Origin of the sequence: Paenibacillus amylolyticus (genome assembly GCF_051136285.1) — a bacterium.
In the GTDB taxonomy this organism is placed as follows: Bacteria; Bacillota; Bacilli; order Paenibacillales; family Paenibacillaceae; genus Paenibacillus; species Paenibacillus amylolyticus_F.
Genome location: NZ_CP194938.1, coordinates 3203933 through 3220664, shown reverse-complemented (window position 1 = coordinate 3220664; position 16732 = coordinate 3203933). Strand labels below are relative to the sequence as shown.

Annotated in this window: 13 protein-coding genes; 6 read left to right on the top strand and 7 right to left on the bottom strand. The window is 47.3% G+C overall.

Annotated elements, in window-relative coordinates:
- Positions 1-19 precede the first annotated feature (19 nt).
- The 3 genes from ACR8BL_RS14035 to ACR8BL_RS14025 all read right to left on the bottom strand — a co-directional run bounded on the left by ACR8BL_RS14035 (position 20) and on the right by ACR8BL_RS14025 (position 4056).
- The gene (locus ACR8BL_RS14035) at positions 20-1027 is read right to left on the bottom strand and encodes a BMP family lipoprotein (RefSeq protein WP_434748242.1); all 1008 of its coding nucleotides are present in this window, start codon (positions 1025-1027) and stop codon (positions 20-22) included.
- Between the two features lie 330 nt (positions 1028-1357).
- On the bottom strand, positions 1358-2968 hold the full coding sequence (locus ACR8BL_RS14030; protein WP_434748241.1) for a gamma-glutamyltransferase family protein: 1611 nt from the start codon (positions 2966-2968) through the stop codon (positions 1358-1360).
- Positions 2969-3156: 188 nt separating this feature from the next.
- The gene (locus tag ACR8BL_RS14025; protein ID WP_434748240.1) at positions 3157-4056 is read right to left on the bottom strand and encodes an SDR family oxidoreductase; all 900 of its coding nucleotides are present in this window, start codon (positions 4054-4056) and stop codon (positions 3157-3159) included.
- A gap of 159 nt (positions 4057-4215) precedes the next feature.
- On the opposite strand from ACR8BL_RS14025, the gene fosB reads away from it, so the two are divergent.
- Both fosB and ACR8BL_RS14015 read left to right on the top strand, forming a co-directional pair.
- Positions 4216-4635, top strand: coding sequence for a metallothiol transferase FosB (gene fosB, locus ACR8BL_RS14020; RefSeq protein ID WP_434748239.1), 420 nt, complete (start codon positions 4216-4218; stop codon positions 4633-4635).
- 134 nt (positions 4636-4769) lie between these two features.
- On the top strand, positions 4770-6581 hold the full coding sequence (locus ACR8BL_RS14015) for a S9 family peptidase (protein ID WP_434748238.1): 1812 nt from the start codon (positions 4770-4772) through the stop codon (positions 6579-6581).
- A 237-nt stretch (positions 6582-6818) separates the two neighbouring features.
- Here the strand turns inward: ACR8BL_RS14015 and ACR8BL_RS14010 are convergent, their stop codons facing one another.
- The 4 genes from ACR8BL_RS14010 to ACR8BL_RS13995 form a co-directional block, all read right to left on the bottom strand.
- Entirely contained in the window at positions 6819-7853 is a 1035-nt protein-coding gene (locus ACR8BL_RS14010; protein WP_434748237.1) for a phosphotransferase family protein, read from the bottom strand.
- A 22-nt stretch (positions 7854-7875) separates the two neighbouring features.
- Entirely contained in the window at positions 7876-9249 is a 1374-nt protein-coding gene (locus ACR8BL_RS14005) for an Imm51 family immunity protein (protein ID WP_434748236.1), read from the bottom strand.
- A 140-nt stretch (positions 9250-9389) separates the two neighbouring features.
- Entirely contained in the window at positions 9390-10421 is a 1032-nt protein-coding gene (locus ACR8BL_RS14000) for a ribonucleotide-diphosphate reductase subunit beta (protein ID WP_434748235.1), read from the bottom strand.
- Between the two features lie 231 nt (positions 10422-10652).
- Positions 10653-12986, bottom strand: a complete 2334-nt coding sequence (locus ACR8BL_RS13995) for a ribonucleoside-diphosphate reductase subunit alpha (protein ID WP_434748234.1) — start codon at positions 12984-12986, stop codon at positions 10653-10655.
- A 750-nt stretch (positions 12987-13736) separates the two neighbouring features.
- Between ACR8BL_RS13995 and ACR8BL_RS13990 the strand changes: the two genes are divergently transcribed.
- The 4 genes from ACR8BL_RS13990 to ACR8BL_RS13975 all read left to right on the top strand — a co-directional run bounded on the left by ACR8BL_RS13990 (position 13737) and on the right by ACR8BL_RS13975 (position 15312).
- Entirely contained in the window at positions 13737-14063 is a 327-nt protein-coding gene (locus ACR8BL_RS13990; protein WP_434748233.1) for an MTH1187 family thiamine-binding protein, read from the top strand.
- Positions 14064-14510: 447 nt separating this feature from the next.
- Positions 14511-14615 (top strand): hypothetical protein, encoded by a 105-nt coding sequence (locus tag ACR8BL_RS13985; RefSeq protein ID WP_017690880.1) that lies wholly within the window; start codon positions 14511-14513, stop codon positions 14613-14615.
- Between the two features lie 44 nt (positions 14616-14659).
- Positions 14660-14764: a YjcZ family sporulation protein gene (locus ACR8BL_RS13980; RefSeq protein WP_434748232.1), complete on the top strand. Its 105-nt coding sequence runs from the start codon at positions 14660-14662 to the stop codon at positions 14762-14764.
- Positions 14765-15189: 425 nt separating this feature from the next.
- Positions 15190-15312, top strand: coding sequence for a sporulation protein YjcZ (locus ACR8BL_RS13975; RefSeq protein WP_434753121.1), 123 nt, complete (start codon positions 15190-15192; stop codon positions 15310-15312).
- Positions 15313-16732 lie beyond the last annotated feature (1420 nt).

Sequence of the window (16732 nt, the reverse complement as noted above, 5' to 3'; positions counted from 1 at the left end):
TACCTCCTCGGATCGCGGGTTATGGATTCACTGTAATTTTGATTTGACCCGAAGAAATCTTGGCTTTCAGATCATCGAAGGTTCGCTGTTGTTCTTCACTCAGTGTGATGTTATGCAATGCGGTTAAGCCTACAGCATTCTCGGCGAGTCCTTCTACGATTTCCTTTTTCGGGAAGGTGTGTTTGTTCTCAATAAACGACTTCACGGCGTTGTAGATGGAGACATCTACATTTTTCAGCATAGATGTAAGAATTGCTTTTTCCGCCAAAAAGAATTGATCCGTATCGACACCAATGGCGTATTTACCAAGCGCTTGAATCTCCGTCAGTGCGCCAACACCGGTAAGACCAGCAGCCACATAAATAACGTCGGCATTTTGCTCCTGAATCATTTTCTGAGCCAGCTGTTTTCCGAGATCGGCATTTCCAAAGTCACCGGCATAAACAATATCTACAGCAGCTTTCGGATTAACGGCAAGCACGCCCTGTTTGAAGCCCTGCTCAAAATTTTTGAGCACCGGAATTTCCATTCCACCCAAGAAACCGACATGGTTCTCTTTGGATGCCATGGCTGCAATTACACCTGCCAGATAGCTACCTTCCTCGGCACGAAATGAGATGGAAGCAATGTTGGGAAGGGCAGACTGACTATCAATTAACAGGAATTGCTGGTCAGGATATTTAGCAGCAACCTTCTCCATATCTGCCATCACGGTATTGCTCAGTCCAATAATAAGATCGTATTTTTCTTTGGAAAACTCCTCAAATGCAGCTTCCGCAGTTAAATCTTTGCTCGGTTCGCGGTAGTCAAAAACAATGCTTTTCTCGTCTCTGGCCTTGACCAGCCCGTTAAAAGCAGCATCATTGAACGAGCGGTCTCCCAGACCGACCTCTGTCAGCACAATCCCTACTCTTGTTTTTGTGTCCGTAGCTGCCTTTTTAGAGCCAGTTGAACAAGCTGCTAGCATCAGCAGTGTTAGGGCTATAACCACAGTGAGTCCCATACGGATATACATATTTTTCTTCATTGAAATGCCCTCATTTCTGTATGCTTTTATGTATCGATCTGGAAATATACTGGAAGATGGATGAACCCCAATCATCTATGCAACGAGTTTTTCCCTTTATCTATATCGGCGAAAAATGTAGTTTTTTTATGACTCATATTGAAAATTTACAGAAATATAAATCTATTTCATGAATTATATATAGTTTTTACAATTGTGTTACATAATCAGGCTTATATGAACTTATAAGCTGGCAATGAGCAGATCGTAAAAAACAAAAAAAAGCGAAGCAGAAGCAAGTAATCCTGCTTTGCTCCACTTTGCTTATTCTTTTCATACGTTATCCATCTGCTACCAAGCAGCAATCGAGCCGTCCGTTCGACTTTCCGTTCCTCCGCATAACACTCCTGTATCCGGATTGCGCCAGATGATCTGCCCCCGTCCAAACTGTGATGAATCCAGCTCTGTTCGAATATCATGTCCTTTGCGGGCAAGCGCTTGGGCTATGTGAGGAGGGAAGCCTTGCTCTACCATTACCGTTTTGTCCTTGATCCATTGCCAGCGCGGAGAATCCAGTGCGGCCTGTGGATTCAGATGATGATCGATCGTATTCATAACGACTTGCACATGACCCTGTGGCTGCATAAAACCGCCCATGACCCCAAACGGGCCAACAGCCTCGCTGCCATGTGTCAGAAATCCGGGGATAATCGTATGATACGTGCGTTTACCCGGTTCCAGTGCGTTGGCATGTTGCGGATCAAGTGAGAAGTTATGTCCCCGGTTCTGAAGTGCAATGCCTGTACCGGGCACAACCAGCCCTGAACCGAAGCCCATATAGTTACTCTGGATAAAAGAAACCATGTTACCTTCGCCATCCGCGGCAGCCAGATACACCGTTCCGCTTCCGCGCGGATCACCGGCCTCCGGTGCGCGTGCCGTGTCTCCAATCAGCTTGCGCCGTTCTGCGGCGTACGCTTCGGACAGCAGTTCTTTCACGGATATGCCCATCTTACGTTCTTCCGTAATGTATTTCTCTCCATCGGCAAATGCCAGCTTCATTGCTTCCAACTGCCGGTGATAACTGAGTACGGATTCCTTCTCGGCCAAGTCGAATCCCTTCAGTAGATTCAGGGCGGAGAGGGCAATCAGTCCTTGCCCGTTCGGCGGAATCTCCCATACATCATAGCCGCGATAAGATACGGAGATCGGATCAACCCATTCCGGCTGATAAGCCTTCAGGTCGTCCCGTGTCAGGTAACCGCCATGCTCGGCCATAAAAGCGTGAATGCGTTCTGCCAGTTCTCCCTCGTAAAAGTCTCGCGCTTCGCTCTCGCCAATCCGCCGCAACGTGGCCGCATGGCCTGGCGAGCGCCACAGTTCCCCCGCAGCGGGTGCACGCCCGCCAGGGGCAAACGTCTCAAACCATGCACGCCCTGCTTCCGCATCGCCCTGGCGTGCATAGACCTCGGCTGCCCGTGCCCAGTGGCGGGCCAGCCCCGGCGCGAGCGGATAACCTTCCTCCGCATAGCGGATGGCCGGTTCCAGCGCTTGCGCCAGCGTGAGCCGTCCGAATCGACGGCTCAGCTCTGCCCATCCCGCCGGTGCGCCAGGCACCGTCACCGGCACAACCCCCAACTTCGGCATCTCCGTATGGCCTGCCGCCTGTAGCGCCTCAATTGAAATGCTCTGAGGCGCGGGGCCACTGGCATTCAGGCCATGCAGCTTGCCCTTCGTCCAGACGAGGGCAAAGGCATCGCCACCAATGCCATTGGAGGTCGGCTCCAGCACGGTGAGTGCTGCCGCTGTAGCGATGGCGGCATCGATTGCATTGCCACCTTGTTTCAACACATCCAGACCTGCCTGCGCAGCAAGTGGCTGCGACGTGGCAACCATGCCTTGTTTGGCATAGACCGGCACACGATACGAGGGATAAGGTTGGTATAGAGGATCGAAGTTCATTGGTCAGTCAGCTCCTTGTCGCAAGATGTCAGATTCCGTTGTTTAACCGGAGTGTAGCTTCTAACCCTTTTCGCAGCGGACAAGCCAATCTCCTGCCAAATCGCCCAAATTCAACCTGACACCGAGGGGCAAGAACTTAAAATATAAGCAAAGCCGTTTGAATGTACACTTACTCAGGTCAGTATCCCTTACGTTGTCACCATATCGCCGCCATTGACATGGATGCATTCGCCAGTGACATAGGAGGAATCTCGTGAAGCCAGATAGACATAGGCTGCTGCCAGTTCGTAAGGTTGACCTGCTCGCCCCATAGGCGTATCGGTGCCAAACACCTGCACATCTTCAGCGGAGAAACTGGCTGGAATAAGCGGAGTCCAGATGGGTCCTGGAGCCACAGCATTTACACGAATGCCTTTGTCAGCAAGGGATTGGGAGAGTACACGGGTGAGGGAGACGACGGCCCCTTTGGTCGAAGAATAATCGATTAGCCGCACATCGCCTTTGTAGGCTGTGATGGAGGCAGTGTTGATGATGGATGCCCCTTGGCACAGATGGGGAAGAGCAGCCTGGATCAGGAAGAAATACGAGAACACATTTGTTTGAAACGTATGATAGAGCTGCTCCTCGGTGATGTCCACAATACTCTGCTGTACATACTGCACGGCGTGGTTGTTGACCAGTACATCGATTTTCCCGAACGTTTCGAGGGTCTTTCGAATGACTGCTTCACAGTTTGGTTTTAGCCGCAGATCCGTTTCGATGAGCAGACAGCGCTGACCTAGCTCTTCAATTCGGTCTCGTGTCCATTCCGCGTCGGTTCGTTCATATAGATAAGCGATGACAATGTCTGCACCTTCTTTGGCAAAAGCAATTGCCGCCGCTCGCCCGATGCCGCTATCGCCGCCCGTAATAATCGCAACCTTGCCTTGAAGCTTGCAGCTGCCAATATAAGCAGGATCTTCACTGATCGGTTCAGGCACCATCAGCGATTCCAGACCGGGCTGCTGATCCTGATGCTGGGGCGGAAAAGCTAACTTCTGTGGCTTGCACACTGTTTTTTCACCGTAAAATGGATAGACAGGATTCATGGTTTTGACATCCTCCTCGAACGTTTCTTGATAAATCTACCCTATGCGTTCGCCCAGAAGAAGGTGCAGTGAGACAGAGCAGAATGCTTGTTTTTCACACGGAGTATATACCATAATAAGGATGTAACTCTTACATTTAGTGGAGGTGTCAGGAGCCATATGAACATTCAGGGGATTAATCATTTGTGCTTTTCTGTATCGAATCTGGAGCGATCCATTACGTTCTTTGAGCAGGCTCTCGGTGCCCGAATTCAGGTGAAAGGACGCAAGCTGGCTTACTTCGAACTGGCGGGTCTTTGGATTGCTTTGAATCAGGAGGATGTCCTCCGTAATTATACGGAACGAACCTATACCCATATCGCGTTTACTGTAAAAGAAGAAGAGTTTGACGCATCGGTGGAGCAGCTGCGAGCCGCAGGTGCTGATATTCTCCCCGGAAGAGCGCGAGATGCGCGGGATGGAAAATCGGTTTATTTTACAGACCCGGACGGGCATTTATTTGAATTGCATACAGGTAGCTTGAAGCAGCGGTTAGATTATTATCGTGAAGACAAACCGCATATGACTTTTTATTCATGAGGTAGCTACAAAAATAAATGGAATTAAATCTCACATATCTATTGTGAAGAGGATGGAAGAAACGATAAACTGGACAAATAGCACCTTAATTTACCAATGTTAAATTCATAGGTTTAATCTTAAGGAGGTTTGTCATGATTCAGTTCCCGAAACCGGATGTAGAGCAGTATTTCCAGACGTATCGTATTTCACATTTTGCCGTATCAGCGGACGAGAAGAAGCTGTATATGGACAGCAACCTGAATGGTCAGCCCAATATTTGGGCGATGGACTTGCCTGGCGGTTATCCGTATCCATTGACGTATTTGAACCAAAGCAGTCAATTTATCAAAGCCGATCCTCAGGGTCGTCATCTGCTTACCGCTTTTGATCACGATGGTAATGAGAACTATCACCTCTATGCGTTGCCGCCGGAAGGTGGGGTTCCGTTTCCTATTGTGCCAGCAGAGCCAAGTGACCGCTGTTATTATGCTCATTTATCTGAAGATGGAAAACGTTTGTACTACAACACCAGTTCGGGCAATCCGAATTATATGAATTCACGCCGGCGTGACCTGGAGACTGGGGAAGACGAGCTGTTGTATCAAGGGGAAGAGGTAACCAGCAGTCTGATCGCGGTGAGTCCGAATGAAGAAGCCTATGTTATCTTGAAAATGTATTCCAATACGTATCAGACAGCCCATCTGCACCGGAACGGAGAATCTCATGCCATAGTACCGGTTACGGAGCGGCAGAGTCAGCAGCCATTTGTTCTGTTTGCGGGGAATGACCGTTTGCTGCTGATTACCAACGATAATTCGTCATATGCCTATGTAGCTGAGTATGTCATAGATACGGGAGAATTCCGTGCGTTGTGTCATATTGAGGGTGAAGATGTAGATGAAATTCGCTGGCATGAGGCATCTGAAACGTTATATATCTGGACACTGACCGGGCCGGAGTATCACATGTATGTACTGGAAAAGGGTGCAAAAGAACCTCGCCGGTTAGACATGCCTCTGGATACGATTGAACAGGTGAACGTGACCAAAGCGGGTAACGTGTACATTCTTGGACGCGGTGCTGTACAGCCGCATAACATCTATCGCCTTCTTGCGGGTAGTGAGTCTTGGGAGCCGTTAACAGCCAATCGGGTAACTGGTCTGAACCCGGATGATCTCGTATATCCGGATGTGGTGCGCTACAATTCCTATGACGGACTGGAGATTGAAGCGCTGTTGTTCAAAGCGAAGCCGGAGCAGGCCAACGGTTACAGTGTATTCTGGCCGCATGGTGGGCCGCAGGCATCGGAAGCCAAGTTTTTCCGTCCGATGTTCCAGCTGTTGCTCGCGCAAGGGTACAATATCTTTGCTCCGAACTTCCGGGGCAGCACGGGATATGGTGCGGAATTCGTGAAGATGGTTGAGCGGGATTGGGGCGAAGGGCCGAGACTGGACTGTGTTGCAGGTATTCAATGGTTATTTGATCAGGGTATTAGCTCCCCGGAACGACTGTTTGTCGTAGGTGGAAGTTACGGAGGTTATATGACCCTGCTACTTGCCGGTCGTCATCCGGAGCTGTTCCGTGCAGCAGTCGACATCTTTGGCCCATGTAATCTGTTTACCTTCCTGGAATCTGTACCGGAGGACTGGAAGCCGATGATGGATAACTGGCTGGGTGATCCAGTGCGTGACCGTGAGCGCTTAACCAAGGATTCTCCGATCACATATCTGGATCAGATGGTGAACCCGATGCTGGTCATTCAGGGAGCCAATGATCCAAGGGTGGTCAAGGCTGAATCCGACCAGATCGTAGCCGCACTGCAGGAAAAGGGTGTAGACGTGGAGTACATCGTATTGGATGATGAGGGCCACGGTTTCTCCAGAAAAACAAATGAAATTTTGGTTTACCGCAAAATGGTTGAGTTTTTGCAAAAACATCAGGAGACCCCTGTTGCACAGGTTTAATTCCAATAAAGGGATCTCTATATAACTCAGTGGATCATTCGTATGAGGGTGACTAGAGGTAGCTCATGCAGACATGGAGTCTACTATAGGGCAACAAAAGATAGCCAGTGATCCTTAGGATCACTGGCTATTATCGCTTCGTGTTGTCACATCAGGCTCCCGCTACTATTGATCCAGATCATCTGGTCTTCACGTATTCCTTTAGCACCTGCAGCCGCTGTCTTTCCCTCAGAACATTCAGTCCAGCAAAGAGAGCACACTCTCGATATATTCCTTAGTCCATTGTGCAAAAGGCAGATCGGCATCCCAAGTCACCTGCCCGGTGGCTTTCGCTTCACCCCACCATAGAATGCGTTGATACAATAGGTGAATAAGAAGGCGTGAACGAAAATGTTTACATTTTTCCGCATCGTCTGCACAGACGTTTTCCCGGTAATGGCGAAGAAATCTTGTAGCCAGATCAGGCCGATCTTCCCGAAGGTATCTTGCCGTCACTTTAGTTAGATCGGCTGTGCCATCGCCGAAGTAAGCGGTCGTAAAATCAAATAATCCACTGATTTTCCACGAGGATGCAGGCGAATCACCTTTTTGGATAAGAAAATTTTCGACTTTGAAATCTCCCATAACAAATTCATGAACCGTCGAGACTAAAAAGGCAGCTTCGGACTGCTTCAATTGCTCATCAACCCAGCGTACATCATGGTCAGTAATCACGGAGTACTTCTCCGCATCGTGTAACCAGTGGCGGATGCTTCCGTATAGCCAGTCCAGATATGAGCCGGCAAAAGGCATGATCTTGTCTGCCACTGGATCGTATTCTCCGGCATCTGGAACTTTCCAGTGATGCAGTTCGACTAACGTTTCAGCCAGTACATCAGCAATTTCTTCATGATCTTGTGAAGTCAGAGTCGTTTGAAAAACAGGATCATACAAGTGGCTCCCAGGTAGCTTTGGCATGATTACGTAACTCCACCCCAATAGCTGTGTGTCCTCCTGAATCCAATAGGGAACAGGCACAGGGATGGTTGTGCGCGTCGCCAGTTGCTCTACGAAAAACTGCTCTTCCTGAAACTGTCCGTTGTATAACGGATTGCCTTTCAGAATATACTCACCTTGCGTAGTTTGAACGAGCAGGGTTTGCCCCATCACGCCTTCAGCTGTCCGTTTGAACTGGACTAACGCACCAAGATTGAAGTAATCCAGTGCCTTCTGCAGATTATGTTCCGTGACATGACCGACACTATTGGAAGCGAAGTAAATGCGAGTTGTCATAAAAGGGCTCCTTATCTTCTATTTAGTCCAGTTCCGCTCTTGAAAAAAGGTCAAGAATAAGACCATGTTGCTCACAGGCCTGCTTGAACCCGAGAATAAAGGATATGAGAGCGTCTTTGTTATCTGTATAAGCACAGAACATATCTGCTTCCGGATCGAAACGAATAACCGAAGTCAGGTGTGGCATCTTTTCTTCAAGAAACACAGATGCAAGGGAGGCCCAATCGTATCCACCGCCTTCAAAACCTTCATCTGCACGTGAGTCAAACACGTCTTGAAGATATGTACCTGCATTCAGAATCACGGAATAGGAACTGGTTCCTGCATCAATGAACCTAAAAGGGGCAATGGCCTCTTGAGAGAATGTTGACATGCTTTGGTTCTCTGTGAATACAGCAGTAATGGCTTGTTCTTCATCAAGAGAGTCAGAGCCTTCCTCGTCAAGTAGATCAAAGTTTTCTTCATCCAGCAGACCACGAACGAATACTTCAAAATTAGGCGCCAGATAGGTAATTTCATAATCGCTCTCCTGATCCACATGAACGACACAAGGTTCGCCTTGAGGGCCGCAGAAGCGATAGTCCAGCATGACGACATCATGACCGGCAGACGGGCAATCACAGATGACAATCCCGAGGTCGGGGTATCCCCAATTTTCAATCATGAAGCGGCTACCTAACTCACCTCCGAGAGAATACATTTTGTCCCGGCCAATCCCGCTAATGTTTGTAATTGCGATGTGATCCTCTGCCCAACTTGTACCCTCTTGAGTCGGGAACGTTGTGCGCGCGGGTACACCGCCGTTTTGTTTGTTCATCAGTTGAATATATGAAGCGGGAAGTTTGTATCCGAGTTCCTGTTCAATGGATTGTTTCAATTCCTCGTCAAAAGGTGCAGACACATGGTTATCTCGTGCATAATCGCTCTGCTGCCAGAACGTTGCAGGGTCATACGTTCCTGAAGCAGCCTGGAGCTGGTTTAGTGTTCCGCTTTGTTCCCATTCATCCTGCTCTGCTTGCCAGCGGATGTGGTCCTGCTCCATTTTAGCTGCTTTGGGGCGAATCCAGTCCAGATATTCCAGGGTAGACTCATCATTGGGCTCAAGTTGATTGGCTTCTTCAAAAGCCGCCTGTGCCAGCTTGTATTCAGCAATATAATAATAGGCATAACCCAATCGGAAGTGCCATAACGGGTCTGATATGCCTTGTTCCTTGACGGCGTTTAATAGCTGGATGGCTTTACGATACTCTTCCAGATTGTTATAGGCTCTTGCGAGCTGTCCGATCGTGTCTGCATCTTGCTCAGATTCGGGTAATGCCTCAAGACGTTTAACGATGAGCGCATAGTCTTCCTGTGCATGCCAAACGTTGATCTGCTCCAGTAATTCTCTATCCATGATTAAACCTCATTTCATCGTGAAAGAATAGGAAACTCTACCCACTATTTTACAAGGTATAGAGACAAAAAAACACTCCCGCCAGCTGGCAGCCGTGAAGCTTTTCCAGCAGGGAGAGTGTGTAGTTTTAGGTCGTTATTCTACAGATCGTCAAATCCGTTATCGTCGCCTACTTTGCCGTAGTTACGGGACTTGGCTTCGAAGAAGTCGGTTTTTGTTGCGTTCAGCGCTTCGTCGGAGAATGGTTTGATCCAAGGCATGCAGTTCACATCAACGCCTTCATACGCTTTTTCCATACCCATCAGACGCAGGCGTTTGTTGGCCGTGTATTTAATGTAGTCTTCCAGCTCGTTCAGGTCGATGCCACGAACGTTGCTGAGTGTGTAGTGTGCCCAGTTGGTTTCAAGCTCAACTGCACGGTCAATCGTTTTGTACACGTAGTCCATGTTTTCGGGTGTATTCAGTTCAGGGAAGTCTACCAGCAACTGTTTGAATACTTCTGCGAAGAAGTAGCAGTGTTGGTTTTCATCCCGCTGGATATACGAGATCATCTGGCTGGTTGCCATCATTTTCTGGTCACGAGCCAGGTTATAGAAGAAAGCAAATGTACTATAGAAGAAAATGCCTTCGAGAATCAAGTCAGCAACCATCGCTTGGAAGAACGTCTGTGGAGATGGATTGTCCCGGAAGGTTTGGTAGATATCCGCGATGAAACGGTTGCGGTCCAGCAACACTGGATCATGTTTCCAATATTCGAAAATCTCCTTCTGCTCCTGATCGGATACGATGGAAGACAGCACATAGGAGTAGGATTGGTTATGCACGACTTCCTGTTGTCCAATAATGGCAGAGATCGCTTCAAGGGAAGAGTCCGTAAAGTAACGTTTCACGTCACCAACAAACATCGTTTGCATGGAATCCAGTACAGCCAGCAGGGAGATGTTAATTTTAAACGTACGTTTCTCTTCTTCGTCCAGTTGTGCAAACTGGGAAGCATCTTTGGACATTGGAATCTCGTCAGCGATCCAGTGGTTGAGCAGTAATACTTTGTACAATTTATACATATGAGGCATACGAATGTCGTTCCAGTTCAGGATACCCGAGCATTCACCTTCAATTATACGGGTTGATTGGTTAGGCGCTTCGGTATTAAAAATTTTCTGTACTTGCATAGTCCGTTCACTCCTTGAATGAATTTACACTTTGAAATTGCGGTGGCAGAACAAGCTTGCACTGTTGTGGCTATATTGAACATCTTGCGATGCTGTGGTCAGGTTTTGGGCAAAAAAGAACCAGGGCAGCGCTATTTTGTATTCAAAACAGGATGCCCCGGTGGTCATCATAGTGAGCGTGACAGGATGGAGGTTCCCATATCCTTCACGATGTTACATTTCTTATGTGCATCAGCTTGCGCAAGAATCACATTCCTCAATCGTTAATGCACGGCTTCGAACATAATAGGTCGATTTCATGCCGGCTCTCCAAGCGTGAAGATGCAGTTCCAGGAACTCAGTCGCTTTGATATCCGGACGAACATACAGGTTGAAGCTTTGACCCTGGTCAACGTGACGCTGACGGGCAGCAGCCATGTTGATGGAAGCATGTTGATCTACCATAAATGCCGTTTTGTAGTACCAGATCGTTTTTTCGGATAGATCTGGTGCCGGGTTGGCGATTTTGTATGTTGTTTTCTCTTCATAGGACAACAGCTCATAAAGTGGATCAATACTTGCTGTTGAACCCGCGATGATGGATGTGGAACCGTTTGGTGCGATAGCAAACATCCAGGCGTTACGTACGCCGTTTTGTTTGACTTGTGATTGCAGTTCTTTCCATTGCTCTGTGGTTACAAATTCGCCTACGCGCTCACCCGTTGTGTACTCGCGTTGATCGAAGTAATGGCCACTCTCCCAGTCGGAGCCTTTGAACTTCGGATAATGTCCTTTTTCCTTAGAAAGTTCCATGCTGGCTTGAACGAGCAGGTAGTTAATTTTTTCATACAAATTATCGTTATATGTGACAGCTTCCTCGGACTCCCAACGAATGCCTTCGAGAGCAAGCAGGTGATGCAGTCCGAAGGTTCCTAGACCGACAGCGCGGTACTGACTGTTCGTATACTGAGCTTGCAGCACTTCGATATTGTTGATGTCGATCACGTTATCCAGCATCCGAACCTGAATCGGAATCAAGCGCTCCAGTACGTTATGAGGTACTGCACGAGCCAAGTGGATGGAGTTCAGGTTGCAGACCACGAAGTCACCTGGCACTTTGGAGATCACGATGCGTGTTTGACCATCTTTGGTCACCAGTTCTTCTTTTTCCACCACGGTAGCGGATTGGTTCTGCATAATTTCAGTACACAAGTTGGACGAGTACACCATGCCATGTGCGCGGTTAGGATTCGAACGGTTAACCGTATCACGGTAGAACATGTACGGCGTGCCTGTTTCGAGCTGTGATTTCATGACACGTTTCATGATATCGATCGCTTGTACCGTAATACGGGACAACAGCGGATGATTCACGGCTTCTTCGTACTTCTCGCGGAATGCACCTTGGCCGAGGGACTCATCGTAGAAATCTTCCAGCCCAAGTGCACGGCCATTTTCATCTTTCCAGCCCATCACTTTTTTCGTTTCGTGCGGGCAGAACAGACTCCATTCACCACGGCTTGCAACACGCTCCATGAACAAATCTGGCAGGCAGATACCATGGAAGACGTCATGCGCACGCATCCGCTCATCACCGTTGTTCAGCTTCAGATCAAGGAAGGCCAGGATGTCTTTGTGGAAAACGTCCAGGTAAACTGCAATCGCGCCTTTACGCGTTCCGAGCTGGTCTACGCTTACCGCTGTGTTATTCAGCTGGCGAATCCAAGGGATGACGCCTGAGCTTGTATTTTTGTGACCACGGATGTCTGAACCACGCGCTCTGACTTTACCGAGGTATACGCCGATGCCGCCGCCCATTTTGCTCAAACGAGCTACGTCCGTGTTGGAATCAAAGATCCCTTCCAGAGAGTCATCTACGGTGTCGATGAAACAGCTGGAGAGTTGTCCCGCCACTTTCTTCCCTGCGTTGGACATTGTTGGCGTAGCTGCCGTCATGTACATGTTGCTCATCGCCCAGTATGCTTCTTTCACCAGATCCATACGTTTGTCGGCAGGCTCCTGATGCATCAGGTACATGGCAATGACCATGTAACGCTCCTGCGGCAATTCCATGACTTTTCCATCAAAATCATTGGCGAGGTAACGTTCTGCCAGCGTGAGCAAGCCGATGTAATCAAAGAGCAGATCGTTGCGATAGTCAATGCATTCCGCAAGCTCGTCAATCTGTTCCTTCGTGTAACACTCCAGTAACTCTTCGCGATAGATGCCTTTTTTGACAAGGTCAACGATCAGTGGGTGGAATGCGCCGTAAGGCTCGTCCGGGTAGGACTTGTATCTGCGGTTCGTTGCCGCTTTTTTGTAAAGGGAAGTAAGCAGGGATCTCGCTGCTGCAAATTTCCAGTTCGGCTCCTCTTTGGTTACCAGTTCCAGAGCGCTCATCATAAAAGCACTGCTGATCTCATCTCCGGTGACTTCGTCACGACGAAGCTTGCTGGTTACTCCGCGTACCAGACGTTCCTTGTCGAGCATGTCCAGCCCATCCAGGATACGGTCGGCATACACCGAGATACGCATCTCGTCAAAGGCAAGCTGGCGATTGTTCGGCTTGGTCACAACTTGTGGCATGAATATTCCTCGCTTTCACATGTTAAAAAGATAAATAATTAAAACAATTCTTTGTAAATAAGAATTGGATGTCTACAACGGTGAGTAAAATACGGATTGTGCGGACTACTGTGGTGGTATTCGGGTACGTTTTGGATGAAATCATACGACAAGGGGTGAACAGAACATGCCCATACAAAAAGCATTCCCCTTGCCTTTCGGCTGAAAATGCCCATTCATGTTCTGGCTTCTGACTGTCTTAACTGTACATGGCTCCGACAGAACAAGTTGCTGTATGTAAGCTTGTGTTCGTACCTGTGAGTGAGGATACCGGGCGCAGTCCAAACAGCCCCGTTAACCTCTACGCCAACCCTGTTTTCGAGAAAGCGATTTACACCTACAGGGACGTGACTTTGGAGGTGATTTCGTCTTGCTTTTCGATAGGTTCCAGATATTGGCTATAAGAAGTGGGGTATCCCGTTCCACTATATTTTGTTGTTGTTATACTAATGTACCCCAACATATAGTGTTTGTAAACAGGGTAGAAACCATAAAACGTAATTCCGAGTATACCATCTAAGCTAGAAATCCGCAAAGGAAAAGGAATGGAAGATTTGAAGATTCTGCGAAAAAAATTTGCGGGATTTGAAATGACGTCATCACGTCAGATTGAATTGGAGCACTTTAAACTGGTAAAATAAAATGAGTCAAAACTCGACTAAAACTTGAGTGGCAACGGTTAAATCGGTGCCCAGAGGAGGCAGGAGCGAAGTGGCCATTGCAGAAGTAACCGTTATTCCAATTGGAACAGGAACTACCAGTCTGAGCAGCTATGTAGCCGACATGCAAAAGATACTGGAAAGACAGCAGGGTATTACATACCAGTTGACTTCAATGAGCACCATTATTGAAGGCCCGCTGAATGAAGTTTTTACCGCCATCGCGGCGTTGCATGAAGCTCCGTTTCTGTCAGGAGCCCAGCGTGTCTCCACATCTGTGAAAATTGATGATCGGCGTGACAAACCGGATGCCTCCAGCATGCAGAAGTTGCAATCCGTACAGGATAAGTTGATTTCACTGCACAACAGACCGAATTGAACAACGATCACGCAGGAAATGAATGATTGGCCTAAGGCACCTATGGTAGAGGGAATTTAACTCAAGCTGAGGTTTTAACAAAAAACGGCCTGAGGCCAGTTTTAGGCGGCAAGTCCCAACACGGGGCTTGCCGTTTTTGAGTTTTTCACACAGCTTGCGTATCGTACGTTGGTGCTCTGCTCTATATCATTAATCCCAATGTTAACTCGCCTACACCTACGGTACTCATTGGTGACTACATCATCGGATATATCCAAGGCCGGATAATCTGGCAGCTGTGTGGATGACAACCACTCAGCCCACAGGAAAACTGGATGTGTACTTGGGGTTGTAGCATAACATGAGGTTAGTCTGAAACCTGATTCTGCCCATTTTAAATCAGCGCCCGGTCGGTTGTGTGTCTGGTGCATATAGTGAACTGTACCTCAAATCAAAGGAGGGTTTTACATGAGTGGAGTAGTTGGTGGATACGGCGGTGCATGGACATCGACTGGCGCGATTTTGGTTCTCTTTATCTTGCTGGTGATCATCTCTAAAGCATTCCTGATCTAATAAAAGGTTTGAATTGTAAATCTATATGGAAGGGAGGGGTTAAGATGGGTGAATTAGGAGGCGTAGGATACGGCGGCTGGACTTCAACTGGAGCGATCCTGGTGTTGTTCATTCTGCTGGTGATCATCACTAAATCGTTCTGGGTGTAATGTGTCGAGCTCTGCCGGGTAACCGGCGGGGTTTTATGAGGTGGGACAAGCTGGGTTGTAGTAGAGATAGAGATTATAAGCAAGCTCTAGCAGATTTAAGGTAAGAAGGAAGTAGTTCATTTTTTCATTCGTTAGAAGGCTAAGTTAGAAAGATCAGGGAAAGATCGGTGACTAAACGCCTATTTTGAGATCATGAGGGCCATAGCCCGGTCGCCGTATAGGGCAAATACATAGCTTAGAGTGTAGGCAAATGTTAAGGAGGAATGACGATGAGCGAAGTTAAGCCGAACTCACCGAACGGACAGGGGCAAGTTTACGGACAACAACAAGGAGGTCATGGACATATGTACGGATACCAATATCCAGGTCAAGAGATGTATAATTACGGCACAATGCCGTATGGTTACCAGCCAAATCAACCACCGATGGTACAGGGGGCTCAACATGGTTGTGCACCTGCCTGTGGTGGAGGCGTCTGGAGCTCCACGGGAACTATTCTGGTTTTATTCATTTTGCTGGTGATCATCTCCAAAACCATGTTCATTTAATTCCTCTGTTGAGAGGCCGCAGTCCAAACGTGGATTGCAGAATCGGGCGATCGGAGAGCCTGAATGGATTTATTGAATATGGGAACGTTTTTACTCACAAGATAATCTCTCTTACAAGGAAGACAAGGGGAACCGTTTACGGAATAACTCCGGCATTACGTCGGGGTTATCCTCTTTTTTAGGTGTACGGTACGCAATGATTTATATGGATTGATGCTGTCTTGCTTTGAAGTGAGCGGAAGGCGAAGGGGGTAACATATTACCTATGAAAAAAAAGTAACCTGAAAAAACAGTCTAAAAGAAATTAACCTAAAAGAACCAACTTTATTTCTAAGCTTGGTTAAGTGACTTAGTATACAGAACTGCATTTATACATAACGTGTTAAACCTGTTGAACAACAAGTACCGAACCAACGACAAGTAACAAGCCCAGCATAAAGAACAGTAGCTCATATTTACTAACCGTTTGCAAGATATGGATTTTCAAAAAAAGATATTTATTACTGGTGGCGATGTTGGTCGGCTATGGCGTACGTTTCTTAGAAAAGAAAGTACCTCTGAGTCACCCGCGCATGTTTAACGATCCTGAGAAACCTTATTTTATGTATTTTAAAGCTGATGAAATTCTAACGATCTTCAGGATCGCTATTTCCCGATTTTCTCTGAAAAAACAGGTAATTATGGCGGGGAAGCGGTAAATAAGGTCTCTGGTGAGCGTTAGATTGTGGAGAAGGTTGGAGGGCGATTTTCTCGGATGATGATGCTGTGCTGTCCGTTTAATTCCCGAGGAACATATGGATACGTAATGGTGATTATGGGATGTATCTGGATAAAAGGGAGCTTGGATAGAACAAAGGCTAAGAGAGCGGGTAAAGAAAAGAAAAAATGGATATAGAAAAGCACCCGGAACCCAATTCCGGGTGCTTGATGTATGTTTTCAATCTTCTCAAGAATAAGTGATATCCAAAACAACAAAAGCCCTACCTCTCTTTTGTCCTTGCGGCTCCGAAGACCGCGCCAGTGTGAATGGGAACATCTTGTAAACCCTGTCTACCGGGTTATTGTGATTCAGGTTCGTCAATCTCCATAGGTTCGTTGAGCTTATTCGCTGCGGTCGCAGCATGAAGAAAATATTCCGAGGTTAACTAGAAGACGGAAAATCATATGAGGTTGTTAATACAACTTTTATATCATACCACAGTCTGTAATTTATTGCAATAAAAAGGAAGCTTAGTCCTTAAAATGAACAAATCATGTAGTATTTTAAAAGCAGGTTGCATTCTTTCAAGGCAAGTTTGCATTCTAAAAAAGACACAAACGAAGTGGAAGCTTAAGTCTACATCATGTCTTTAGTGTTCTGCTAAGTGAATGATCGTGAGTAAGGCTTATATTTTGATAAGCATATTTATGAAAGTGAAGA